The sequence below is a fragment of the Streptomyces sp. NPDC014676 genome (assembly GCF_043084105.1).
In the GTDB taxonomy this organism is placed as follows: Bacteria; Actinomycetota; Actinomycetes; order Streptomycetales; family Streptomycetaceae; genus Streptomyces.
In genome coordinates, this window is the sequence record NZ_JBIBZI010000006.1 from 282,724 (window position 1) to 305,652 (window position 22,929).

The following is a 22,929-nucleotide window of genomic DNA, read 5'->3' on the forward strand; positions in this document are numbered from 1 at the left end:
GGCGACGTTCAAGGCGTCTCTCGGGCGTCATGTCGGTGTCACCCCCAGGGCGTCAAACCGGTGTCATTGGAGACGTGGCGTGGCTACCCTCGGATCATGACGACTACGGCCGAGCGTGAGCGAGTCCCCAACGACGTGCTGACCTCCGTACGCAAGTCGATGAACCTCAGCCAAGACGAGTTCGCCCGAGGCTTACGCGGCGCAGGCGAGGAGCTGGGGGAACCGAACGACGCCTCCAAGCGACTCGTGCAACGCTGGGAGTCCGGGGAGACCAGGACATGCCGCCCGCTGTATGCGCGGGCACTGAAGCGGTTCACCGGCCGTACCCCTGAGTCGCTGGGGTTCGCGATCCCGATGGCACGCGTCCACTCAGACGGGGCAGGAGGCCACGACATGGAGGCCGAGGAAGTCGGCACGGCTGACGCTGCCACAAGCCCGGAGCCGGAGCCGCAGAGCGAGTACGCGGGCATCTGGCTGTCCCGCTACGAGTTCTACTCGTCCAGCCGTGACGAGACGTTCGACTGTAAGCACCACGTCGTGATCGTCCAACACGGCAACCGGCTGACAGCCCAGAGTCTGCCCGGAGCGTCGACCAACCCGGACAGCCCATTGTCTTTGGATCTCACCGTTGATCGGAACGTCGTCACCGGTACGTGGACCGAGCAGACGGCGACTGACGGATACTACCAAGGCGCCCGGTACCACGGTGCGATTCAGCTACTCATCGAGCCGACAGGCCGACGCATGGCAGGCAAGTGGGTCGGGTTCGGCAAGGACTTCGATGTGAACACAGGCCCGTGGGAGCTGCACCTACTCGACCGATCGACAGGCCGCGCGAGCATCGAGCGGTACTCGACCACGCCGCAGTGAGGGATCGGGGCGCTCCCCCTGGGGGCCGCCCCGTGCGGGCGCCTGGCCGCCGAATCCGCCCCGCCCGGTTCGAACTGGCAGGTACCAAGAGACCCGCCTTCAAATTCCCCAAAGCATCACCACGCGAACTCGTCGTGCAGCGGGTCGATGAATAGGCCCGGTACGGAGCGGAAGGCGGCGGCACCGATGATCGTCACGAAGGTGACGGCGGCGACGAACCACGCGCGGTGCACGCGCGTGCGGCTTGGCTTCGGGCCGCTCGCGGGCGGCTCCACGACGACGGCTGTCTCGCTTGTCTGGGTCACGCCCTAGAGCTTCCGGGATCGGTCCCGCCACAACGAGTGGCCCGGAGGACAGCATTCACTAGGATCGGGCCATGGATCCGGTCGAATTCCCCCGAGTGTCCGCCGACTTCCGGCCCCACCGGGTCGTGGTCCTCGCCCTCGACGGACTGCTCCCCTTCGAGCTGGGCATCCCGCACCGCGTCTTCGGCCGCCCTCAGGACGGGCGGGGGCGGCACCTGTACGAGGTGATCACCTGCTCGGTCCGGCCGCCCGGGCCGGTGGAGACCGACGCCGACTTCACCCTCCACGTCGCCCACGGCCCCGAGGCCCTCGCCACCGCCGACACGGTGATCGTCCCGGCGTCCTACGAGCTCGGCCCGGTGTTCGAGCGGGGCGAGCTGACCGACGAGCTGGCCGCCGCCCTCGCCCGTATCCGTCCCGGCACCCGGCTCGCCTCCATCTGCACCGGCGTGTACGTCCTCGCCGCCGCCGGGTATCTCGACGGCCGGCCCGCCACCACCCACTGGGCCGACGCCGAGCGCTTCCAGCGGCTGTTCCCGCGGATCGAGGTCGATCCGGACGTGCTGTTCGTCGACGACGGGGACATCCTGACCTCGGCGGGCGTCGCGGCCGGGATCGACCTGTGCCTGCACATGGTGCGGCGCGACCACGGCGCCGTCGTGGCCAACGAGGTGGCCCGCCGTACGGTCGTACCGCCGCACCGGGACGGCGGGCAGGCGCAGTACATCGAGCGGCCGGTGCCCGATCCGCAGCAGTCCTCCACGAGCGGTGCCCGTGCGTGGGCGCTGGGCCGGCTGCACGAGCCGATCCAGTTGCGCGACATGGCCGCGCGGGAGGCGATGTCGGTCCGCACCTTCACGCGCCGCTTCCGGGAGGAGTCCGGGGTCAGTCCGGGGCAGTGGCTGACCCGGCAGCGGGTGGAGCGGGCCCGGCAGTTGCTGGAGTCCACCGATCTGTCCGTGGACCAGGTGGCCCGCGACGCCGGTTTCGGCACGGCCCAGTCGATGCGGCAGCACCTCCAGGCGGCGCTGGGGGTGACGCCGACGGCGTACCGGCGGACCTTCCGGGCCGGGACGGCCGCGCCGGCCCGGGGGTGAGCGGGAGGCCGCCCACAGGCTGTGGAGAACCCGGGTCCCCGCCGGCGGTGGCGGTGCGGCGCTGTCCGCCCCGAGCACGGCAGCGCCGCACCGCTCTTCGGCTTCGGCGTTCCCGCCCGGGGTTCCCCCCTCGGCCCTGGGGGAACCGACGCCGAATCACGACCCACACTCGTCGAGGACCCCCGTCGTCGGGCCCTCGCCGTCCCCTCGCGGCGAATCGCTGACGAACAGAGTGATCAAACGGTCACCGAACGTCAATACCGATTCGGGTGACAATGACCTGCTTGAGGCATATGCCCTGTTGGCCGAGACCGCGCACGGAAGCACACCCGGCGCACCACGTCACACCCCCGCCCGCCGACCTGGCCCCTCGTGCACCCGTGCACCTGCGGAGACGCGGACGACCGGGCGAGAAGGGACGCGGACAACTCCCCAAGGGGCACGGGGCCGTAGCGATATGCGGCTCCGCCGCGCGGGCGCGGTCAACCGCGAGGAACCCGCACACCCCGGCCGCCCGAGCCCTTCCGCGCCCACGCACCACGCGCCCCGCGCGTACTACACCGCCTCGTAAGCCAGCCCGCCACACGCCGGCGCCCCGTCGGGCACCTGCCCGCAGCGGTCCAGCTCGCACCAGATCCGCTTGCCGGCGCCCTCCGCACTCCACCCCCACCGATCCGCCAGCCCGTCCACGAGCGCGAGCCCGCGCCCGCCCGTGGCCTCACCGTCCACACAGCGCGGCACCGGGGCCCGTTCACTGCGGTCGGTCACCTCCAGGCGGACGGTGGCCTCCTCGGCGTCCTCCCCGGGCAGGGAGAGCCGCAGTACGGCCGGACGGCCGGTGTGCACCACGGCGTTGGTGACGAGTTCCGAGACGAGCAGGATCAGGGTCTCGGCGAGCGGTTCGTCGGCCTCTATGCCCGAGCCGGCCAGCCGCGAACGGGTCCACTGCCGGGCCCGTCCCACCTCAGCGGGGTCGGGCCGGATCTCCAGTTGCACTTGAAGCACCTGCACCGCTCACACCATCCGAACCGGCGGACACTTGGACTCGCGCCTCACGATGGCCACGATCGTAGCCATTTCCTGCATGGCCAGAACAACGGCCGGGACAGGGGTCACGGAACGTGAATCCCTTGTGGAACAGCATGGTTGACGTACAGTCACCCCAACAAGCGCTTCGGGCATATTCCAGCGCGAAGGAGTACACGTACGGCATACTGTGCGACGCCCGCCGCGGGGAGCCGCACGGGTGCCGGCGTTTCGCCTGGCCACCCGGCGGGAAGTCGCAGGCACCGGCCGGTACGGAGTCGCCTCGGGGGCGACTCCGGCGCGGTGCGTACGCGGGACCACTCGCATCCCACACAAGGTACCGGAGGGGACGTCCGACTCCGGGCCGTGACGAGTGCCGCACAGGACACAAGCCGGTATCAACCCTCCGTGATCATGAAAATGCCACGATCCGTGACATCCGCGCGGAGGTGTTCCACCGGGCCACCCGGACCGTCAGGGCCACCGGAGCTACTCGGGGACGGTGAAGTAGCGGGCGAAGGACCGGACGACCTCCTCCTCGCCGATCCTGCCGTCGCCGTCCGGGTCCAGCGCGGCGGCGGCCGTACGGGCGAGGTCCTCGGGGACGCCGAGCACCTTGAGGACCCGCGCGACGTCCTCGACGCCGGCCGTGCCGTCCCCGCCGGTGCCGGCGACGGCGAGCGCCGCGTGCAGGAAGGGGCGGGCGATCTCGGCGAACCGCTCCGGGTTGTCCCGCAGCCGCTTGACCGCGCCGTTCACGAACTCCTCGCGCGTGATGCGCTGGTCGCCGTCGCGGTCCGCGATCCCCGCCATGCCCTGCCAGAACGCCTCGGCGCCGACGTACAGGGCCTGGCCCCGGTCGGAGCGGGCCGCGACGGCGAACTCGGTGAGCAGCGCCTTGGCCGCTCCGCTGAAGTCCTCGCGGTCGATGTAGCCGTTGCCGTCCTGGTCGAAGCCCGCGAAGCGGGCCGCGATCCTTCGCTCGTACTCGCTGGTGACCATGTCTCTCTCAGGCCGCCTTAGGTCAGTGGGTCGTCTCGCTGGGAGCGTACGTGGTGGTGGGCCGCCGGGAAGCCGGAAAACGACGCCTGGACCAAGACCGGGGGAATAACGGGACAAGCGTGTGACACGTGTGAGCGCCCGCGCGTGCCGTCATGCCGACAGCGGGCGGGAGTCCTCGTCGACCGCGGAGGGGACGTCCGGGTGGATCTCGAAGAGCCGGCGGACCCCGAGGGCGCCGAGCACCTTGTTGACGTGACTGCCGTCGGCGGCCCCCCGCGCGGGGAGGATCAGCCGCAGGCTGCCCCGGCAGGAGCGGAGCAGTCTGCGGGAGGCTATGAGCACGCCGACCCCGCTCGAGTCGCAGAACCACACCTCGGAGAGGTCGAGGACGAGGCTGTGCCCGCCCCCGGCCACCACGTCGTGCACCCGCTGGCGCAGCACCGGGGACGTCACCAGGTCCAGCTCGCCCGAGACCCGGAGCACGGTCCACTCGCCGTGCTCCTTGTCGGTCACTTTGAAGGTCACCACCACGCCCCTCGCTCGCCGAAACGGAAGCAGTCCCTACGCTTCCTTGCAGCGCGGCTGCCCACCGGCCGTTCCCTGAAACGCGAGCCGAGAAACGGGTACCGAACAGAAAGGGCTTATTTTGGTCGTCTTCGATCCGATTCGATCGGTTCCGATCGGTGCGGAGGTGGGCGGATGCGGCCCGGACGGCGTCCGACGTGGGCGGGCGGCCCCTTACCATCCACGGCTCCTCCAGGGGCGCACATTGCCATAAAGGGGCGTGCGCCCTCCTGTGCGCCGACTACATTCTTGGGGTCGCAGGCCACACCGGAACCGGGTACCGACCAACCCGGGACCGGGAAGGAACAGGGGGTGAGGGGCCGCATGCCGAAAACGGACGTACCGCCCCGCTGGGACCGCAGGATGCAGCAGCGGCTCGCGCGCGGGGAGGCGGCGGCCCTCGGCGAGCTCTACGACCGGTTCGCCTCGCTCGTGCACGGCCTCGCCCACCGCGTCGTCGGCGACGAACACGCCGCCGACGCCATCACCCGCGACGTCTTCGCCCACGTCTGGGAACACCCGGACTCCTACGACCCCGCGCAGGAACCCCTGCGCACCTGGCTCGCCACGCTGACCAGCCTGCTGGCCGTACGACGGCTGCGCACCACAAAGACCGCGGCGCTCGCCCGCGGCGGCCCCGGCACCACGGAGGACCTGGAGCGCACGGTGCGGCACGCCTCGGTGGCGGCCCGCGCCGACTACATCGTCCAGTCCATGCCGGCGCCGCTGCGGGACGCCCTGGAACTGGCGTACTTCCAGCGCAGGGACTACCGCCAGACCGCCGCCGACCTGGGCGTCACCGACGACGAGGCGCGCCGCCGGCTCCGCCTCGGCCTGCAGTTGCTGGCCACCGCGCACGACACCGGGGCCCCGGGCGACCCGCCCGGGATCGGGGGCGCCGCGTGAGCGAGCACCGTGCCGGACCGCTCGTACTGGAGCACCACGTGCTGAAGTCGCTGCTGGGTGCCTGGGCGCTGGCCGCCTGCGCGCAGGCGGAGGCGGACGCCGTCGAGGAGCACCTCGGCGCCTGCGGGCCCTGCGCGGACGAGGCGCTGCGGCTGCGCGAGGCGGTCGGCCTGCTCCAGCGGCCCGAGAGCCTGGACCTGGACCCCGGCCTGCGCACCCGCGTCCTGGAGGCCTGCCTGGAGCGGCGCCCGCCCCGCGTCCCCGTGCCGGAGTGGGCCGCCGCGTACGACGCCGAGACCGCGCGGCTGGACGCGCTGCTCCAGGACTTCGGCGACTCCGAGTGGCACGCGCCGGTGCGGCTGCGCTGGTACGAGTCCGACGAGGCGAGCAGCCGCCGTACCACCGTCGCCGGGGTCATCGCGCATCTGCTGACGGTCGACGGACTGGTCGCGGTCGCCCTCGGCCTCGACGACCCGCTCGGCGACGCCACGGCCGCCCGGCCCACCCCGACGGACCGCACCGAGGCGTACTGGCGGGCGGCCCGCTTCCCGCCCACCCGCTCGGTGCGGGCGCCCTGGCGGGAGCAGAGCCACGACCTCGTGCGGACGGTGTCCTTCACGGGCGGCGGCACCGGACGGCTGCCGGTGTCGTACGGCGACTACGAACTGCCGCTGCACGACGCGATGCTGGACCGGGCCTTCGAGTGCTGGGTGCACGCGGAGGACATCGCCGAGGCGGTGGACTACCCGTACGACCCGCCCTCCGGGCGGCATCTGCACCGCATCGTCGACCTGGCCGCGCGCATGCTGCCGGCCGTGCTGGAACACCGCCGGCAGCACGGGCTGGCCTCCCCCGTGGAGCGGCACCTGGTCGCCGCCGGGGCGCCGGGGCGCAGCCTGCGGCTGGAGATCGAGGGGTCCGGCGGGGGCGAGTGGCTGATCCCGCTGGACTCTCCGGCGGCGAAGGGGTCGGCCGAGCACGAGGTGGCGCACGTCGCGCTGGACGGGGCGGAGTTCTGCAGGCTCGCGGCGGGGCACGTGTCTCCGCGCGAGGCCGCGGTGGGGCAGGTCGGAGACCGTGACGCCATCAAGGACGTGCTGTTCGCGGCGGCGAGCATGAGCCGGATGTAGGGGCGGGTTCCGTCTCGTCGGCGGGCGCGGGTGCGTGGGGGTTGCCCGCGCGGTTCCCCGCGCGACCGGCCACAGACCACCCGCAGTCGCCACCGAGCCGGAACCCCCCGAGCCCTCAGGCGAAAACGACCGTCCTCCGCCCGTTCAGGAGGATCCTCCGCTCCGCATGCCACTTCACCGCCCGCGCCAGCGCCTGGCACTCCACGTCCCGCCCGATCGCGACGAGCCCCTCGGGCGTGACGTCGTGCCCCACCCGCTCGACCTCCTGCTCGATGATCGGCCCCTCGTCGAGGTCGGCGGTGACATAGTGCGCGGTCGCGCCGATGAGCTTCACGCCCCGCGCGTGCGCCTGGTGGTACGGCTTCGCGCCCTTGAAGCTCGGCAGGAAGGAGTGGTGGATGTTGATGATCCGCCCGGAGAGCTGCTTGCACAGGTCGTCCGAGAGGACCTGCATGTAGCGGGCGAGGACGACGAGCTCGACCTCGTCCTCGCGCACGATCTCCAGCAGCCGGGCCTCGGCCTCCGCCTTGCCGTCCTTCGGCACCGGGATGTGGTGGAAGGGAATGTTGTACGAAGCCACCAGTTCGGCGAAATCGGTGTGATTGGACACCACCCCGGCGATCTCCACCGGCAGCGCACCGGTCCGCGCGCGGAACAGCAGGTCGTTCAGGCAGTGCCCGAACCGGCTGACCATGAGCAGGACGCGCATCTTCTCGTCGGCCCGGTTGATCCGCCAGTCCATGTGGAAGGAGTCACCGATCGCCGCGAAGCTCGCCCGCAGCTTCTCCACGGTCACCGGGGCGTCCGCCGAGAAGTGGACGCGCATGAAGAACAGTCCCGTGTCGTGGTCGCCGAACTGCTGGCTGTCCTCGATGTTGCAGCCGGTCATGAAGAGGTAGCTCGACACGGCGTGCACGATGCCCTGCTTGTCGGGACAGGACAGGGTGAGGACGTACTGGTCGGCGGGGGCCGCGGCTCGGGTGGACTGCTCGCTCATGCGGAAAAGGGTCCCACACACGCGGGAACGGCCGGCCGTCCGTTCCGCTACGCGGACCGCGTCACGATCCGCAGCACCTCGAGGGTGCTCGGCGGGGCGTCGGGGTCGTCGCCGTCGCTCGCCGCCATCCGCACGTGCGCGTCCCGCGCGGCCCGTACCGCCTCCGGCCACCCCTCGTGCTCGAGATAGGCGGCCACCGGCGCGTCCGGGCCGACCTGGTGCATGATCCGCAGGACGCGCAGCACCGCGGTGTCGACGAGCGCCGCCTCCTGGGAGTCGCGGAAGATCGTGCCGACGTACTTCTCGGCGGACCAGTTGTCCAGCCAGGTGTCCTCGACCAGCCGGTAGACGGCGTCGGTGACGTCGCCGTAACCGTCGGCCCCGGCCAGCCAGACGCCCCGCTGGAAGGCGGGGTCGGAGAGCATGTGCAGCGCGGAGCGCACATTGCTGCGCCAGCGCCACCACGGCATGTCGTTGAGTGGCATGCCGCCCATGGTGAAGGAGCGACGGCCACGACGGGAAGAGTTCTCCGAACCTTGCACGATCGTCGATCGTACGTTTCCGCGCCACATGAGTCATACGGGACCCCGTAATTCACCTCGGCGTCACCATCCGTTGACCAAGGGTCACTCCGAGGTTGGCCGTGTGGCGGAATCGTGGGGGAGCATGACCGGCAGGCGACGCATCCGCAGCATTCTCCTCCCCCGCCTCCTCCACCGGCCCGTCAGGGCCCGCGTCCTGGCCACGGGCGCGCTGGTGGCGTGCGCGTCGCTCGCCGCCGGGTGCGGGGTCGTCCCCGGTGCCACGGGGGGTTCCGGGGACGACGGCCCCATCACCGTGATGACGTGGGCACCCCAGGACACCGAGGCCACCAACAAGCCCGGAATGCCCGCGTTCGCCGAAGCGTACGCCCGCTGGATCAACTCCCAGGGCGGTATCAACGGCCGCCGGCTCACCGTACTGACCTGCAACGACAAGAACGACACCGTGGCCGCCGCGCGATGCGCCCGGCGCGCGGTGCAGGAGAACGCCGTCGCGGTCGTCGGCTCCTACAGCCAGCACGCCGACTCCTTCATGCCCACCCTGGAGGGCGCCGGAATCCCGTACATCGGCGGTTACGGCATCACCACCAACGAGTTCACCAGCCCGCTGTCCTATCCCGTCAACGGCGGCCAGCCGGTGCTGCTGGCCGGTCTCGGCCGCACCCTGGCCGACACCTGCGGGCCGGTCACCCTGATCCGGCCCGACACCATCGTGGGCGACCAGCTCCCCCCGCTGCTCGACTCGGGCCTGGCGGCGGGCGGGCACGCGCGCTCCAGTGACCAGCGGGCGGCGGAGGACGCCACCTCCTACGAGAGCCAGGCGCGGCAGGCCCTGGAGCGCGCCACCGCGGACACGGCCGCGCAGGGCTGCGTGGTGCCCGCACTCGGCGACCGCACGGGCACCTTCATGGACTCCTTCCGGCGGGCCCGCGCCGACTATCCCGAGGTGCACACCGCGACCGTGCTGGGCAGCGTCGACCAGAGCACGATCGACGCGTCCGGCGGGGCGTCGGGGCCGTACGAGGGGTCGTACGTCACCGGCTGGTACCCGGCGGCGAGCGACGCCCGCTGGAACCCGATGAAGAAGGTGATCAAGGAGGAGGCGTTCGGCGACAACCGGATCGACGCCGCGGACGCCGGGGTGCAGACCACCTGGATCGCCTACACCGTGTTCAAGCAGGTCGTCGAGGAGCTGGGGGACGGCGAGGTGAGCGCCGACACGGTGAGCGGGGCGCTGGACGGCGGGCTGAAGGTCACCACGGGCGGGCTCACCCCCACCCTGCGGTGGGACTTCCAGGACGATCTCGCCGCCGTCGGTTTTCCCCGCCTGGTCAACGCGAACGTGACGCTGCAGGCGGTCGAGGACGGCCGGCTGGTCGCGGCCCGCAAGGGCTTCACCGATGTGACGAAGACGCTGCGGGACGCGGATCTGGGCTGACCCGCGTTCCGCCCGGCCGGGCGGGACGCGGGTCGGCGGTGTCCGGTCAGAGCTGGGTCGGCTGGCGCTCGGTCAGGCCGTACCGCTTGGCGATCACGTTCCACAGCTTGGCGGCCTTCTGCTTCTCGGTGGTCGCGGTGCCGCTGGCCTGGTTGCCGGCCTGGGTCTGGCCGGTGGAGCGGGCCTGGCCCTTCTTGCAGCCCTTCTTGCCGGCGGTCTGGTCGGCCCAGGCCGCGTAGTGGTTGTCGGCCGAGGCCGACGCCTGCCACGCCTTGGTGAGCGCGGTGGTCAGCGCCTGGTGGTCGGGCAGCTTGTCCACAGACAGGCCGGAGAGGTCGGTCACGAGCTGGTTGCGCTGCCCGGCCGCTTCCCGCAGGTCCTCGGCCGCCCGGCCGAGATCGCGGCAGGCCTTCACATCGGCGACCGCGTTGATCACGGTGGTGCGGCTGTCGCCGCTGTCGGCCAGCAGCTTGTCCAGCTCGACGGCCTGTTCACGGGCCGGGTCGGCGGACGGCGAGCCGGAGGCCTCCGCGCTCGCGGGCGCGGTCGCGGACACGTTCTGGTTGTCACCGTCGTCGTCGCCGCCCGGGCTGCCGAGCAGCGCGCCCGCGCCGACACCGAGGACGGCGATACCGACGCCGATCGCCGCGATGAGCGGCACGCGTGAGCCGGTGCGTCCGCCGCCGCGTCCGCCCCGGCCGCCGGCCGGGACGGTGGGACCGGCCGGGCCGGCCGGTCCGCCGGGCGCGGTGCGGGCGGGCGGGCCGTAGTCGACGCGCGGGAGCTGCTGGGTGGATCCGGCCGGTCCCGCGGCACCGTCGCGGAAGAGGTTGTCGAACTCGGCGGGCGGCTGCCGGTTGCCGTCACCGGGCGGCGGGGCGCCGTAGGGCTGCCCGGGGGGCTGGTCGGTGACGGGGGCGATGTACTGGGTGGCCTCGGCGTCGGGGCCGCCGGCGGGCGGCAGGTGTCCCGCGCCGGGCGCGTTCCGCGGGGGCATGCCCGGGTATCCGCCGGCCTCGGAGCCGTGGGCGGGCGTCTCGGGCGGCAGCGCACCCGGCCCCACCGGGGGGATGAGCTGCGTCGCTCCCTCGTCGGCGGCGAGTACCGGGGGTATGAACTGCGTCGCCCCTTCGCCGGCGGCGACCGGCGGCATGTACTGGGTGGCCCCTTCCGTCCCGTCCGGCATGGCGGCCGGCGGGTACTGGGGGGCGCCGTAGCCGTTCCGGGCGGGGGCGCCGTAGGGGTCGGCGGGCGGCAGCGGGGCTCCGGCGGCGTACGGACCGGCACCGCCGTGCGGAACGTTCCCGTGCGGGCCGGAGGGGGTGTTCCCGCCGTATCCGGCGCCCGGCTGCGGGCCATTCGCGCCGTACGGCGGATGACCGCCGTGGGTCTGCGCGCCCTCGGGCGGGAGCGGGCCGGGGCCGCCGGGCGTGTTCCGCGCGCCCCACGGGGACGGCTCCGGGGTGCCCCACCGGCCGTCGGACGGGGGCTGCCAGTCCTGGCCGGGCGGTGCGGCCGGGCTCTGCTGCCCGGGGCCCCACGGCGTGTCCCAGGTCTGGCCGCCGGGCGGGGCCGAGGCGGGGAACCCTCCGCCGGAGGTGCGGCCGTCCGCGCCGCCGGGGGCGACCGGTCCGGCCGTCATGCCCGGCAGCAGGGGTTCACCACCGTCGGAGGGCAGCACGATGCCTTCGCGCGCGGGGCGCGCCGAGGGCTCCTCGCCCTGTCCACTCTGCGTCACCGGGACTCCTACCAATGGGGGACCTTGTGAATCGTCGGCTCACGCTACCGGGTCCCCGGAGCCCGGTGCCACGCAGCACAGGGCCTGACCTCCTGCCCTGTGAGCGCGGTAACAAAACCGGGACACCGTAAGCCGCTTGCGCCACCCCCTTCGCCCCTGCCCGTCCCGTCGTGGACGTCAGGCCGCCGTCTGGAGCTCCATCCGCGCCCCGAACTCCCGTACCACCGACTCCTCCCGGTACGGTTCGAGGCGCTGCTGGAGGTCCTCCAGGTACTCGGCGCCCCGGTTGGAGCGGAGTCCGCCCAGCAGCTCCACCGCCTTCAGGCCCGTACTGCAGGCCTGTTCGACCTCGCGCTGCTGCACCTGCGCGGTGGCCAGCAGCACGAGGCCGATCGCCCGCCGCCGCGCCCGCGACACCGGATGCCCCTCCAGCGCCTGGCGGGCGCACCGCGCGGCGGCCTCCGCCTGGCCGAGGTCCCGGTGGCAGTGCGCCAACTCGTCCGCCAGATAGGCCTCGTCGAAGTGCGCGATCCACACCGGGTCGTCGCCCGAGGCCGGATCGACGGCCTCCATGGCGCTCACCGCGCGCCCCGCCGCCGTCTGCGCGGCGTGCACGTCGCCCATCAGCGCGTGCCCGCGCGCCTCCGCCGCGTGGAACATCGCCTCCGCGCGGGGGGTCACGCGCCCCCGCGCGCCCTCCTGCGCCGCACGCGCCAACTGCGCGATCTCACGCGGGTTTCCGAGCTGTGCGGCCAGGTGGCTCATGGAGGCGGCGAGCACGTACCCGCCGTATCCGCGGTCCCCGGCCGCCTGCGCCAGCCGCAGCGCCTGGATGTAGTAGCGCTGGGCGAGGCCCGGCTGCCCGGTGTCGACGGCCATGTACCCGGCGAGTTCGGTCAGCCGCGCGACCGCCGCGAACAGGTCGCGCCCCACGGCCTCGCGGTACGACCCCGCCAGCAGTCCCGAGACGACGCTGTTGAGGTAGTGGACCACCACCGGGCGTACGTGCCCGCTGCCGTACTGGTGGTCCAGGTCCACCAGCGCCTGCGTCATGGACCGCACGGCCGCCACGTCGGACTGGCCCACGCGGGGCCCGGCGGAGCGCGCCACCTGCCCGTCGGGCGCGGAGATCAGCCAGTCGCGGCTGGGCTCCACCAGCGCGGAGGCGGCGACGGAGGACCCGGACAGGAAGTCCCGCCGGCCCACGTCGCTGCGCCACAGCTCGCAGACCTGCTCGATGGCCCCCAGTACCGTCGGCGAGAACTGGAGGCCGACACCCGAGGCGAGGTTCTTGCCGTTGGCCATGCCGATCTCGTCGATCGTGACCGTACGGCCCAGTTTGCGGCCCAGTGCCTCCGCGATGATCGCCGGCGCCCGGCCCCGCGGCTGCTGTCCACGCAGCCAGCGCGCCACCGACGTCTTGTCGTAGCGCAGGTCGAGGCCGTGCTCGGCGCCGCACATGTTGACCCTGCGGGCCAGCCCGGCGTTGGAGCATCCGGCTTCCTGGATGAGCGCCTGCAGCCGTTCGTTCGGCTGCCGTGCGACGAGAGGCCTTGCGGCCATTGGCGTACCCCCTGAGGCTGCGGTGCCCTGCCACGCACCGAGTTGACGTGTCTTCCGCGGCCGTACGTCTCGCGTCCCGGCGATGGATGCGGCCGGGAAGATCAATGCCCCACCGAAGTACCGACAATGCGGGACATGTGAGGATTGCCGGGGTAACGGCGGATGCCGGCCCCCCTCCTGGTTACCCACCGGGGACGCGGATCCTCCCGCGCGCCCCCATGGATGCACCCATGCGCCCCGAACACGGAGCCGGTGCTCCTCCCCCGCGCATGCGCGGGGGCGTAACCCCTGGTGACGGCCGTAGTTGTGTTCATCGTGGAAGAGACGATCGCGGGCGCCGACGCCGTACAGATCCCGAAGCAGCGCGGGGAATCGCTGCTGGACACCGCAGTTCGCTACGCCGAGGAGCGGCACTGGGACGTGTTCCCGGGCACCTGGCTGGAGGCCGTCGAGGGGGTGCAGCGCTGCTCGTGCGGTGACGCCGCGTGTCCCGCGCCCGGCGCGCACCCGGCCCGCCCGGACTGGGCGGCCCAGGCGACCGGCAGCGCCACCGTCGCCCGCCGGATGTGGCAGAAGCAGCCGGACGCGTCGATCCTGCTGCCCACCGGGCGGACGTTCGACGCGGTCTCCGTGCCGGAGACGGCGGGGTTCCTGGCGCTCGCGCGGATGGAGCGGATGGGGCTGACGCTGGGGCCGGTCACGGTGACGCCGGACCGGCGGACGGAGTTCTTCGTGCTGCCGGGGGCTTCCGCGAAGGTGCCGGAGCTGCTGCGCAGGCTGGGGTGGTCGTTGTCGTCGCTCGACCTGGTGGTCCTCGGGGAGGGGGCGTACGTGGCCGCGCCGCCCACGCGGGTCGGGTGCCGGGGGGCCGTGCAGTGGGCCTGCCGGCCCACGGCTGTGAACCGGTGGCTGCCGGATGTGGAGGAGCTGGTCTCGCCGCTGGCTTATGCGTGCGGTCGGGATCGGTAGGGCGCCTGTTGTCCTGCGGGGCTTGTGCGGTGTCGCGACCGCGGGTTCGTCGTGGCGTGTCGCGCCCACGCGGCGGAGCCGCGTATCGACACGTTCCCGCGCCCCTTCGGGGCGCTCCGCTCCCCTAGGCTTCTCTGCTGACGGAGGGAGACCTGGTGGGGATCATGGCCGTAAGTGTGCGGGGGCTGTGGAAGCGGTTCGGGGAGCAGGTCGCGGTCGGGGGGATCGATCTGGAGCTGCCCGCGGGGCGGTTCATCGGGCTGGTCGGGCCCAACGGGGCCGGGAAGACCACCACCTTGTCCATGGTGACCGGGCTGCTGCGGCCCGATCAGGGCACCGTCGAGATCGCCGGGCACGACGTGTGGCGGGATCCGGTGGAGGTCAAGGCGCGGATCGGGGTGCTGCCGGAGGGGCTGCGGCTGTTCGAGCGGCTGTCGGGGCGTGAACTGCTCGCGTACACCGGGCGGTTGCGGGGGCTGCCCGGTGCCGAGGTCGACAAGCGGGCCACGCAGTTGCTCGACGTCCTCGATCTGGCCGGTGCCCAGCACAAGCTCGTCGTCGACTACTCCACCGGCATGCGCAAGAAGATCGGGCTCGCCGCCGCCCTGCTGCACAATCCCGAAGTCCTCTTCCTGGACGAGCCGTTCGAGGGGGTCGACCCGGTCTCCGCGCAGACCATCCGGGGTGTTCTGGAGCGGTACACGGCGTCCGGCGCCACGGTCGTCTTCTCCTCCCACGTCATGGAGCTCGTCGAGTCGCTGTGCGACTGGGTGGCGGTGATGGCCGTCGGCCGGATCCGCGCCCACGGCCCGCTCGCCGAGGTGCGCGGGGACGCGCCCTCGCTGCAGCGGGCGTTCCTGGAGCTGGTCGGGGCGGACAGCCGGGACGCCGGTTCGGATCTGGACTGGCTGGGCGGGGGTTCCCGGTGAGCGCCGTGAGCACTCCCGCCGCCCTCACCTCCGTCTTCGTCCGGCTGAAACTGTCCCTGCTGCGCAACGGGCTGCGGCAGTCCGGCGGACGGAAGGCGGCGTACATCGCCTCCGCCGTCGTCGTCCTGCTGTTCGCCGCGCTGCAACTGCTCGGGCTGATCGCGCTGCGCGGCTCCGGTCACGTCGAGTCGCTGGTGGTGCTGCTCGTGGCGGTGCTGAGCCTCGGCTGGGCGGTGATGCCGCTGTTCTTCCCCGGGGGCGACGAGACCCTCGACCCGACCCGGCTGGTGATGCTGCCGCTGCGGCCGCGGCCGCTGGTGCGGGCCCTGCTCGTGTCCTCGCTGGTCGGTGTCGGGCCGCTGTTCACGCTGTGCCTGCTCGCCGGTTCCGTGATCGCCGTCGCGCACGGCGGGGCGGCGTTCGCCGTGGGCGTCCTCGCCGTGCCGCTGGCGCTGCTGGTGTGCGTGGCGCTCGCGCGGGCGGTGGCCGCCGCCAACGTACGGCTGCTCACCAGCCGCAAGGGCCGGGACCTCGCGGTGCTCAGCGGGCTGGTGATCGCCGTCGGGGCTCAGGTGGTCAACTTCGGGGCGCAGCGGCTGGGTTCCTCCGGTCTGGAACAGCTCGACCCGGCGGCGGACGTGCTGCGGTGGTTCCCGCCGGCGTCGGCGGTCGCCGCGGTGCACACGGCGGGCGAGGGGGCGTACGGGGTCGCGCTGGCGCAACTGGCGCTGAGCGCGGCGGCGTTGGCGGGGCTGCTCGCGCTGTGGTCGCGGTCCTTGACGCGGCTGATGACCTCGCCGGACGGTTCCACCCTCCAGGCGGCCGGGGACACGGCGGTCCGTGACCGCGCGTCGACGGGACTGTCCCGGCTGCTGCCGCCGGGCCGCACGGGTACGGTCATGGAGCGCAGCCTGCGCTACGTCTGGCGTGATCCGAAGACGAAGGCCGCGTGGGTGACCTCACTGGCGATCGGGCTGATCGTGCCGGTGTTCAACGCCTGGCAGGGCACCGGCTCGGTCTACTTCGCCTGTTTCGCCGCCGGGATGCTCGGCATCCAGATGTACAACCAGTTCGGGCAGGACACCTCGGCGTTCTGGATGGTCGCGATGACGATCTCGTCGGCCCGGGACGCGTACGTCGAGCTGCGCGCCCGCGCGCTGGCGCTGCTGCTGGTCACCCTGCCGTACGCCACGCTCGTCACCGTGCTGACGACGGCGATGCTGGGCGACTGGGCGCGGCTGCCGGAGGCGCTGGGCCTGTCCTTCGCGCTGCTCGGCGCGATGCTCTCGACGGGCGCGTGGACCTCGGCCCGTTTCCCGTACTCCATCCCGCAGGAGGGCCACAGGAACGTCGCCCCGGGGCAGGTCGGGCTGGCCTGGATCTCCATCTTCGGCGGCATGGTCGCGGCGGCGGTGCTGTGCGTCCCGGTCATCGCCCTCACCGTCTGGCTGAACATCGCCGAGGGCGGCGACGACCGGCTGTGGCTGCTGCTGCCGGTGGGCACGGCGTACGGCGCGGCCCTGACGTTCCTCGGCCTGCGGCTGGCGGCCCCGCGGACGGCCCGCCGGCTGCCGGAGATCCTGACGGCGGTGAGCAAGGGGTGAGCCGCGGTCAGTCCTCGCCCGGTGGGTCCAGGGAGTCCAGGAAGGGTTCGACCGCCGCGAGCCAGGTCTCCGGCTGGTCGTAGTGGACCAGGTGGCCGGCGTCGGCGACCTCCGCGTAGCGGCCGTGGGGCATGACGCGGACCATCTCCTGGGCCTCCGCGCGGCCGAGTTCGCCGTCGAGGCCGCGGACCACCAGGGCGGGGCAGCGCACCTGGGCCAGTTCCTCCCAGTGGGCGTCGAAGACCCAGGTCTCGCGGGAGCGGAGCATCTGGTCCGGGTCGAACACCGGACGCCAGCCGTCCGGGGACTCGGCCATCACCTCGGCGTAGAACGCGCCGCGGGCCGGGTTGGGCCGCTCCACCCAGGGGTCGTCCTCGCCGAACCACTTGCGTACGTCGGCGAGCGTGGCGAACGGGACCGGCCAGGCCTTGAACCACTCCGCCCACTCGCGCTGCGAGGCGGCCCCGAGGGCGGAGGCCCGCATGTCGCAGATGACCAGCCCGCGCACCAGGTCGGGGCGTTTGGCGGCGAGCTGCCAGGCGGTCAGCGCGCCCATCGCGTGGCCGATGAGGACGGTGGGGCCGAGACCGAGCTGCTCCACGGCGGCCTCGGCGTCGTCGACGTAGGCGTCACGGGTGAAGGAGGCCTGCGGGGGCTTGTCGCTGCGGCCGTGGCCGCGCTGGTCGAGGGCGATCGCGCGGTACCGCCCGGAGAGCCGGCGGGCGGTGGACGCCCAGTGCGAGGCGCGGCCCATCAGGCCGTGCAGTAACAGCACACCGGGGGCGTTCCGCCCGGCGCTCTCCGCCGGGTCGGCCCCGTTCTTGGGCGGGTCGCCGAACTCCCAGGCGGCGAGCCGTACGCCGTCCGCCCCGGTCACGTCGATGCGTCGCGCCATGGTCCTGGCACCCCCAAGCTCGCTGCCTGTCCGCTGCCTGTGTACTGGCCCTGCCCGTTGCCACTGCCCGCAGGCTATCGAATGAGCATTCGAAAATGGCTTTTTGCCCGGCAACACCCCTCGTTCGAGTGACCCCCCGCGGGGATTGATCGCCGCGGCCCGGGGGAGATCTTCATCGGGAGGCGGACCGCTCGGGGAAAACGGTCCGAAGGGGATGACCCTGAGAGCTCGGGGCTCCGGGTCAGCACAGGGGAGGACAGGCCCCGGCGCCGTGCGGCGCCGGGGCTCCTCACGTGGTCACGGCACATCGTCCCGCCCCTCCCCTGCCGGGATGACATCGCTGTCGGCCCGGCCAGAGCCACTCAGGTCATATGCCTCACGCGACAGCCTCGCACGCGAATCCGGTGAGCGCTGCGATTCGCCGCAGCGGATCCGGGATTCGGCGCGTTCACACCTCACACCGGCGGGCGCGGACCGGCCGCCCGGCCTCCCGTCCCACCGGCCTGTCCGCCGGCCGGTCAGGGCTTGGCGACGAACACGTGCGAGGCCACCTCCGACTCCAGCTCGGCCGCCTCGCCGCTGCTGCCCACCAGCACCCCGCCCGCCGACTCCGTCACGCTGACCACCGAGCCGGGCTGCACACCCGCCCGGCGCAGCGTGTACATGAGCTGCGCGTCCGTCTGGATCGGCTCGCCGATCCGGCGCACCACGACCGTCTTGCCCCCGACGCCCGGGTCGAGGTCGGCCAGGGACACCATGCCCTCGTCCAGGAACGGGTCGGCCCCGTCCTCCTCGCCCAGCTCCTCCAGACCCGGGATCGGGTTGCCGTACGGCGACTCGGTGGGGTGCCTCAGCAGCTCCAGCACCCGGCGCTCGACGGCCTCGCTCATCACGTGCTCCCAGCGGCAGGCCTCGGCGTGGACCTGCTCCCACTCCAGACCGATCACGTCGACCAGGAGACACTCGGCGAGGCGGTGCTTGCGCATCACGCGCGTGGCCAGCCGGCGGCCCTCTTCGGTGAGCTCCAGATGCCGGTCCGGGGCGACGGACACCAGGCCGTCGCGCTCCATCCGCGCCACCGTCTGGCTGACCGTCGGCCCGCTCTGGTCGAGCCGCTCGGCGATCCGGGCGCGCATGGGGACCACACCTTCCTCCTCCAGCTCGAGGATGGTGCGGAGATACATCTCCGTGGTGTCGATCAGTCCGGACATACATGCCCCTTGATGAGATCTGCGGATGGCTCTGCCGGAGGCTGGACGGCTCACCGGCGCGTGCGCTGGCCCAGGACCCAATTCTGACGCATCGGACCGACAACCGGGCCGCGCAGTGGAAACGAGGGGCCGCGCGGAGGGGAAACCCCGCCGTCGGACGCCGTATTGACACGGCACTGGTCCAGACCGCACGGTGATCCGCGACACTCCTGCCCGAAGTGCCCGAAGGGATGCCGCATGAGCGACCGCACGCCGGCCGATCGGTTCCTCGACTCCGCGATCGACCTGCTGCGGCGGATCCGCGACGAGGAGGCCGAGTCCGTCACGGCTGCGGGCACGCTGCTCGCCGACACGGTCGCGGACGGCGGCCGGCTCTTCGCCTTCGGCGCCGGGCACTCCTCGCTGGCCGCGCAGGACCTCGTCTACCGGGCCGGCGGACTCGCCCTGATGAACCTGCTCGCCGTCCCGGGGGTCGTCGGCGTCGACGTGATGCCGGCCACGCTGGGCTCCGCCCTGGAACGGGTCGACGGCCTCGCGGGCGTCGTGCTCGACTCCTCACCCCTCCGCGCGGGCGACGCGCTGATCATCGTCTCGCTGTCCGGGCGCAACGCGCTGCCCGTGGAGATGGCCATGAAGGCCCGGGAACGGGGCGTACGGGTGATCGGCGTGACGTCGGTGGCGTACGCGGCGCAGACGACGTCCCGGCACTCCTCCGGGACGTTCCTGAAGGACCACTGCGATCTCGTGCTGGACTCCCGGATCGCGGTCGGTGACGCGGAACTCACCCTCGACAACGTGCCCGCGCCCTTCGCTCCCGCGTCCACGGTGGTCACCTCGGCGCTCCTCCAGGCCGTCATGGCCACGGCGGCGGCGGTTCTCGCCGACCGCGGCATCGAGCCTCCGCTTCTGCGCTCCGGCAACGTGGACGGCGGCCATGAATGGAACGCCCGCATCATGGACGAGTACGGCGACCGGATCTTCTACCGCCACTGACCCGGGACGACGGTTTTTCTCGCCCCCGCCGCCCCTTCCCGTCCCGAGCCCGGGACTCCGGGGGGCAGCGCCTCCGGGAGGGGACGGGTAAGGGCGGCGGGGCGAGAAAACAAATGTCAGCGGTCGTCGCCGAGAAGCCCCGCCAGATCCAGGGCCGCGGCGATGCGAACCGCCACATCCTCCGCGTACATCGCGTCGGAGCGCTCGAACGCGTGACGCCCCACCCCCCGCAGAAACGTCACAGCACCAAGCGACCGCCCCCGGCTGCGCAACACCGCGCACAAGGCGTGCACCGCGTCCCCCGGCCACTGCCGCGCCAGCGCCCACGCCCGCGCCTCCTCGGCCCCCATGGACCCGGCGTCCACCCGCACCGTCCCGGCCCGCTCCACACACTGCACCGCCGGATGCCCCTCGCCGTACCGCACCGGCAGCCCCGCCCGCCCGGCGAGCCTGCTCGGCCCCGGCGCACCGGACGGCGTGGCGGCGATCCGCACCAGCCGCACCCGGCCGACGTCCTCCGTGCCACCGGCCACCCGGTCGATCAGCGCGTGGTCGGCGAACCCGGCCAGCGCGAAGTCCAGGTGGACCGTCACCGCCTCCGCCGGATCCTCGCACTCCGCCGCCGCACGCGCCGCGCGGTGCAGCTGCTGCGCGCGGAACCGCAGCAGCGACGCCTCCTGCTCGCCCCGCCGGGACTCGGTCACGTCCTGGAACAGCCAGCCGACCCCGAGCGGCACCGGCTCCTCCGCCAGCGGTGACGACAGCCGCACGAACCCGCTCCGCCAGCACCGCCGCCGCTCGCCCTCCGGCGTGCGCACGCTCACCCACAGGTCGGCCGGCGCGGGCGGGGCGCCCTCCGCGAGGACATGGGTGAGCGCGCTCTCCAGCTCCTCCACGCCCTGCGCCAGCAGCTCCCCCAGCGGCCGGCCCAGTACGGACGTCCGCCCCGTCCCCAGCGCCCGCGCGGCGTGCGCGTTCACCACCGCGGGCCGCAGGTCCGCGTCGACCAGGACGACACCCCAGCTCGCCTCCTCCAGCAGCGCCTCGCTCAGCGCGATCGACCGCTCCAGGTCGATCTGCGCGTGCACCTCGCTGAACGCGCAGTACACCCCCGCCGGCTTCCCGTCCGGTCCGCGCACCGCCGCGGACTGGGTCCGCACCAGCACCCGGCCGCCGTCCTTCGTCAGCAGCGCGAACTCGTCGACCTGCCGGCCCGGCGCGTCCATGGCCGACATCAGCCGCGCCTCGACCTCCTCGGCGTCCGCGCTGCGCACGGCCCACCCGGCGAACCCGGCCCGGCCCACCGCCTCGTCCGCGCTCCAGCCGAGGATCCGCTCCGCCTCACGGTTCCAGTGCGTGACCGTCCCGTGCGCGTCGAAGGCGCACAGGGCGGCGTCCATACCGTCGAGCAGCGCGGCGAGGAGATCGGAGCCGTCCGCCCCCTCCCGCGCGGGCTCGGGCTCGTCCGGCCCCAGCTCGTCGGTGGTCCCACTACGCCGGGAAGCACTCACCTGGACCCCCTGCAGGCTGCGTCCGCACGTACGGCACGACGGTTCGCTCACTTGCAATCATTCAACTTGAACGTGACTCAGCGCACACCGGGTTCCCGCAAGATTGCGGGAATCGTTGTACGGCCCCGCCCGATCCGCCCGTCCACGGGGGAAAGGCGCCGGCCGCAGCGTCAGCCACAGTCCGCTCCCCCGGCGGAACGTACCCGCTCGACCTCGTCGAAGCCCCCCGCGCGAAGGTCAACGAAAAAAGCGGTTGATACGGCGAGAGGCGGTTCTTAAGGTGGGCGGTACTTCAGAAGGGAGGTGGTTCGGCAGATGTATGACAACCGGACGGAAGAGGTGGCTGCGGGCCAGTAGCCCGCCGTCGTACTCGGTTCGGCGCCGGGCCAGCGTGTGCGAGATACACGCAGCCGGCCCAATCCAACGCAGTCACCCGACCCGCGAGTCGCCGGTAACGTCCGGCCGGCTCCTCCCCAGGGAGGAACCAGACTCGCGGGTCGTCTGCGTTTCGGGGCCTTTCCTCAGTGGGCGATGTCCCCGTAGCCCTCGATCTCGCGCGGGTCGCGCGTGCCCGGGCCGACGTAGCGGGCCGAGGGCCGGACCAGGCGGCCCGTGCGCTTCTGCTCCAGGATGTGCGCCGACCAGCCCGCCGTACGGGCGCAGGTGAACATCGAGGTGAACATGTGCGCCGGGACCTCGGCGAAGTCCAGCACGATGGCCGCCCAGAACTCCACGTTGGTGGCGAGCACCCGGTCCGGGCGGCGGGCGTGCAGCTCGGCCAGGGCGGCCTTCTCCAGGGCCTCGGCGACCTCGAAGCGCGGGGCGCCGAGTTCGCGGGCGGTGCGGCGCAGGACGCGGGCGCGGGGGTCCTCCGCGCGGTAGACGCGGTGGCCGAAGCCCATGAGGCGCTCGCCCTTGTCGAGGGCCTGCCGGACGTACGCCTCGGCGTCCCCGGTGCGCTCGATCTCCTCGATCATGCCCAGCACGCGCGAGGGGGCGCCGCCGTGCAGAGGTCCCGACATGGCGCCGACGGCTCCCGAGAGGGCCGCCGCGACGTCCGCGCCGGTCGAGGCGATGACCCGCGCGGTGAACGTGGAGGCGTTCATGCCGTGCTCGGCGGCCGACGTCCAGTACGCGTCGACGGCCGCGACGTGCTTGGGGTCGGGCTCACCGCGCCAGCGGATCATGAAGCGTTCGACGATGGACTCGGCCCTGTCGATCTCGCGCTGCGGCACCATGGGCAGGCCCTGGCCGCGCGCGGACTGGGCGACGTAGGACAGGGCCATGACGGCGGCGCGGGCGAGGTCGTCGCGGGCCTGCTCGGCATCGATGTCGAGGAGTGGTTTCAGGCCCCACACGGGCGCCAGCATGGCCAGCGCGGACTGCACGTCGACGCGGATGTCGCCGGAGTGCACGGGGATCGGGAACGGCTCGGCGGGCGGCAGTCCGGGGTTGAACGCCCCGTCGACGAGCAGCCCCCACACGTTGCCGAAGGAGACGTGCCCGACCAGATCCTCGATGTCGACGCCCCGGTACCGCAGGGCCCCGCCCTCCTTGTCGGGTTCGGCGATCTCCGTTTCGAACGCGACGACTCCTTCGAGCCCGGGTACGAAGTCGGACATCTGGCGGCTCCTTGTGA

General features: G+C 72.8%; 20 protein-coding genes and 1 pseudogene. 9 read left to right on the forward strand and 12 right to left on the reverse strand.

The genetic code is table 11. The features are described 5' to 3' along the window. The first annotated feature begins 96 nt into the window (after window positions 1–96). Complete coding sequence (locus ACF1DX_RS19365; protein ID WP_391792383.1) at window positions 97–870, forward strand: helix-turn-helix domain-containing protein; 774 nt, start codon at window positions 97–99, stop codon at window positions 868–870. A 119-nt stretch (window positions 871–989) separates the two neighbouring features. On the opposite strand, the pseudogene ACF1DX_RS19370 reads toward ACF1DX_RS19365, so the two are convergent. Beyond that, window positions 990–1,175, reverse strand: a pseudogene (locus tag ACF1DX_RS19370) (MFS transporter); the annotation flags it as partial. Between the two features lie 71 nt (window positions 1,176–1,246). On the opposite strand from ACF1DX_RS19370, the gene ACF1DX_RS19375 reads away from it, so the two are divergent. After that, a complete protein-coding gene (locus tag ACF1DX_RS19375) occupies window positions 1,247–2,272 on the forward strand; it encodes a GlxA family transcriptional regulator (protein ID WP_391792384.1) in 1,026 nt (341 codons plus the stop codon). Window positions 2,273–2,827: 555 nt separating this feature from the next. Here the strand turns inward: ACF1DX_RS19375 and ACF1DX_RS19380 are convergent. The 3 genes from ACF1DX_RS19380 to ACF1DX_RS19390 form a co-directional block, all read right to left on the reverse strand. Further along, the gene (locus ACF1DX_RS19380; protein WP_391792588.1) at window positions 2,828–3,268 is read right to left on the reverse strand and encodes an ATP-binding protein; all 441 of its coding nucleotides are present in this window, start codon (window positions 3,266–3,268) and stop codon (window positions 2,828–2,830) included. Between the two features lie 519 nt (window positions 3,269–3,787). After that, complete coding sequence (locus ACF1DX_RS19385; RefSeq protein WP_391792385.1) at window positions 3,788–4,300, reverse strand: EF-hand domain-containing protein; 513 nt, start codon at window positions 4,298–4,300, stop codon at window positions 3,788–3,790. A 150-nt stretch (window positions 4,301–4,450) separates the two neighbouring features. Continuing rightward, on the reverse strand, window positions 4,451–4,831 hold the full coding sequence (locus ACF1DX_RS19390; RefSeq protein ID WP_391792386.1) for an STAS domain-containing protein: 381 nt from the start codon (window positions 4,829–4,831) through the stop codon (window positions 4,451–4,453). Between the two features lie 357 nt (window positions 4,832–5,188). Here ACF1DX_RS19390 and ACF1DX_RS19395 point away from each other — a divergent pair, with 357 nt between their 5' ends. After that, window positions 5,189–5,770, forward strand: coding sequence for a sigma-70 family RNA polymerase sigma factor (locus ACF1DX_RS19395; RefSeq protein ID WP_391792387.1), 582 nt, complete (start codon window positions 5,189–5,191; stop codon window positions 5,768–5,770). Next, a complete protein-coding gene (locus tag ACF1DX_RS19400) occupies window positions 5,767–6,900 on the forward strand; it encodes a maleylpyruvate isomerase N-terminal domain-containing protein (RefSeq protein ID WP_391792388.1) in 1,134 nt (377 codons plus the stop codon). Before ACF1DX_RS19395 ends, ACF1DX_RS19400 begins: the two co-directional genes overlap by 4 nt. Before the next feature lie 115 nt (window positions 6,901–7,015). Here the strand turns inward: ACF1DX_RS19400 and purU are convergent, their stop codons facing one another. Beyond that, on the reverse strand, window positions 7,016–7,897 hold the full coding sequence (gene purU, locus ACF1DX_RS19405) for a formyltetrahydrofolate deformylase (RefSeq protein WP_391792389.1): 882 nt from the start codon (window positions 7,895–7,897) through the stop codon (window positions 7,016–7,018). A gap of 47 nt (window positions 7,898–7,944) precedes the next feature. After that, on the reverse strand, window positions 7,945–8,469 hold the full coding sequence (locus ACF1DX_RS19410; RefSeq protein WP_391792390.1) for a hypothetical protein: 525 nt from the start codon (window positions 8,467–8,469) through the stop codon (window positions 7,945–7,947). A 94-nt stretch (window positions 8,470–8,563) separates the two neighbouring features. On the opposite strand from ACF1DX_RS19410, the gene ACF1DX_RS19415 reads away from it, so the two are divergent. Next, complete coding sequence (locus ACF1DX_RS19415; RefSeq protein WP_391792391.1) at window positions 8,564–9,877, forward strand: ABC transporter substrate-binding protein; 1,314 nt, start codon at window positions 8,564–8,566, stop codon at window positions 9,875–9,877. Window positions 9,878–9,923: 46 nt separating this feature from the next. Here the strand turns inward: ACF1DX_RS19415 and ACF1DX_RS19420 are convergent, their stop codons facing one another. Both ACF1DX_RS19420 and ACF1DX_RS19425 read right to left on the reverse strand, forming a co-directional pair. Further along, window positions 9,924–11,615 carry a hypothetical protein gene (locus tag ACF1DX_RS19420; RefSeq protein ID WP_391792392.1) on the reverse strand — a complete coding sequence of 564 codons (1,692 nt, stop codon included), beginning with the start codon at window positions 11,613–11,615 and terminating at the stop codon, window positions 9,924–9,926. Window positions 11,616–11,792: 177 nt separating this feature from the next. Further along, window positions 11,793–13,178 carry a transcriptional regulator gene (locus ACF1DX_RS19425; protein ID WP_391792393.1) on the reverse strand — a complete coding sequence of 462 codons (1,386 nt, stop codon included), beginning with the start codon at window positions 13,176–13,178 and terminating at the stop codon, window positions 11,793–11,795. A gap of 315 nt (window positions 13,179–13,493) precedes the next feature. On the opposite strand from ACF1DX_RS19425, the gene ACF1DX_RS19430 reads away from it, so the two are divergent. From ACF1DX_RS19430 to ACF1DX_RS19440, 3 genes are all read left to right on the forward strand, one after another. Further along, window positions 13,494–14,147, forward strand: a complete 654-nt coding sequence (locus tag ACF1DX_RS19430) for a bifunctional DNA primase/polymerase (protein ID WP_391792394.1) — start codon at window positions 13,494–13,496, stop codon at window positions 14,145–14,147. A 164-nt stretch (window positions 14,148–14,311) separates the two neighbouring features. After that, window positions 14,312–15,076: an ABC transporter ATP-binding protein gene (locus ACF1DX_RS19435; RefSeq protein WP_391792395.1), complete on the forward strand. Its 765-nt coding sequence runs from the start codon at window positions 14,312–14,314 to the stop codon at window positions 15,074–15,076. Window positions 15,077–15,081: 5 nt separating this feature from the next. Then, window positions 15,082–16,680, forward strand: coding sequence for a transporter (locus tag ACF1DX_RS19440; RefSeq protein WP_391792396.1), 1,599 nt, complete (start codon window positions 15,082–15,084; stop codon window positions 16,678–16,680). A 7-nt stretch (window positions 16,681–16,687) separates the two neighbouring features. Here ACF1DX_RS19440 and ACF1DX_RS19445 read toward each other — a convergent pair whose 3' ends face one another. Then, window positions 16,688–17,575: an alpha/beta fold hydrolase gene (locus ACF1DX_RS19445; RefSeq protein ID WP_391792397.1), complete on the reverse strand. Its 888-nt coding sequence runs from the start codon at window positions 17,573–17,575 to the stop codon at window positions 16,688–16,690. Between the two features lie 518 nt (window positions 17,576–18,093). Further along, window positions 18,094–18,786 carry a metal-dependent transcriptional regulator gene (locus ACF1DX_RS19450; RefSeq protein WP_391792398.1) on the reverse strand — a complete coding sequence of 231 codons (693 nt, stop codon included), beginning with the start codon at window positions 18,784–18,786 and terminating at the stop codon, window positions 18,094–18,096. A 237-nt stretch (window positions 18,787–19,023) separates the two neighbouring features. Between ACF1DX_RS19450 and ACF1DX_RS19455 the strand changes: the two genes are divergently transcribed. Continuing rightward, window positions 19,024–19,779 carry an SIS domain-containing protein gene (locus ACF1DX_RS19455; protein ID WP_391792399.1) on the forward strand — a complete coding sequence of 252 codons (756 nt, stop codon included), beginning with the start codon at window positions 19,024–19,026 and terminating at the stop codon, window positions 19,777–19,779. 116 nt (window positions 19,780–19,895) lie between these two features. Here ACF1DX_RS19455 and ACF1DX_RS19460 read toward each other — a convergent pair whose 3' ends face one another. Next, complete coding sequence (locus tag ACF1DX_RS19460; RefSeq protein WP_391792400.1) at window positions 19,896–21,290, reverse strand: PAS domain-containing protein; 1,395 nt, start codon at window positions 21,288–21,290, stop codon at window positions 19,896–19,898. 521 nt (window positions 21,291–21,811) lie between these two features. After that, window positions 21,812–22,912, reverse strand: a complete 1,101-nt coding sequence (locus tag ACF1DX_RS19465; protein WP_391792401.1) for a citrate synthase 2 — start codon at window positions 22,910–22,912, stop codon at window positions 21,812–21,814. Window positions 22,913–22,929 lie beyond the last annotated feature (17 nt).

Coding starts and splice junctions, on each gene's coding strand:
- ACF1DX_RS19365 (WP_391792383.1), top strand. CDS start 97: ATGACGACTACGGCCGAGCGTGAGCGAGTCCCCAACGACGTGCTGACC.
- ACF1DX_RS19375 (WP_391792384.1), top strand. CDS start 1,247: ATGGATCCGGTCGAATTCCCCCGAGTGTCCGCCGACTTCCGGCCCCAC.
- ACF1DX_RS19385 (WP_391792385.1), bottom strand. CDS start 4,300: ATGGTCACCAGCGAGTACGAGCGAAGGATCGCGGCCCGCTTCGCGGGC.
- ACF1DX_RS19395 (WP_391792387.1), top strand. CDS start 5,189: ATGCCGAAAACGGACGTACCGCCCCGCTGGGACCGCAGGATGCAGCAG.
- purU (WP_391792389.1), bottom strand. CDS start 7,897: ATGAGCGAGCAGTCCACCCGAGCCGCGGCCCCCGCCGACCAGTACGTC.
- ACF1DX_RS19410 (WP_391792390.1), bottom strand. CDS start 8,469: ATGTGGCGCGGAAACGTACGATCGACGATCGTGCAAGGTTCGGAGAAC.
- ACF1DX_RS19415 (WP_391792391.1), top strand. CDS start 8,564: ATGACCGGCAGGCGACGCATCCGCAGCATTCTCCTCCCCCGCCTCCTC.
- ACF1DX_RS19425 (WP_391792393.1), bottom strand. CDS start 13,178: ATGGCCGCAAGGCCTCTCGTCGCACGGCAGCCGAACGAACGGCTGCAG.
- ACF1DX_RS19435 (WP_391792395.1), top strand. CDS start 14,312: ATGGCCGTAAGTGTGCGGGGGCTGTGGAAGCGGTTCGGGGAGCAGGTC.
- ACF1DX_RS19445 (WP_391792397.1), bottom strand. CDS start 17,575: ATGGCGCGACGCATCGACGTGACCGGGGCGGACGGCGTACGGCTCGCC.
- ACF1DX_RS19450 (WP_391792398.1), bottom strand. CDS start 18,786: ATGTCCGGACTGATCGACACCACGGAGATGTATCTCCGCACCATCCTC.
- ACF1DX_RS19455 (WP_391792399.1), top strand. CDS start 19,024: ATGAGCGACCGCACGCCGGCCGATCGGTTCCTCGACTCCGCGATCGAC.
- ACF1DX_RS19465 (WP_391792401.1), bottom strand. CDS start 22,912: ATGTCCGACTTCGTACCCGGGCTCGAAGGAGTCGTCGCGTTCGAAACG.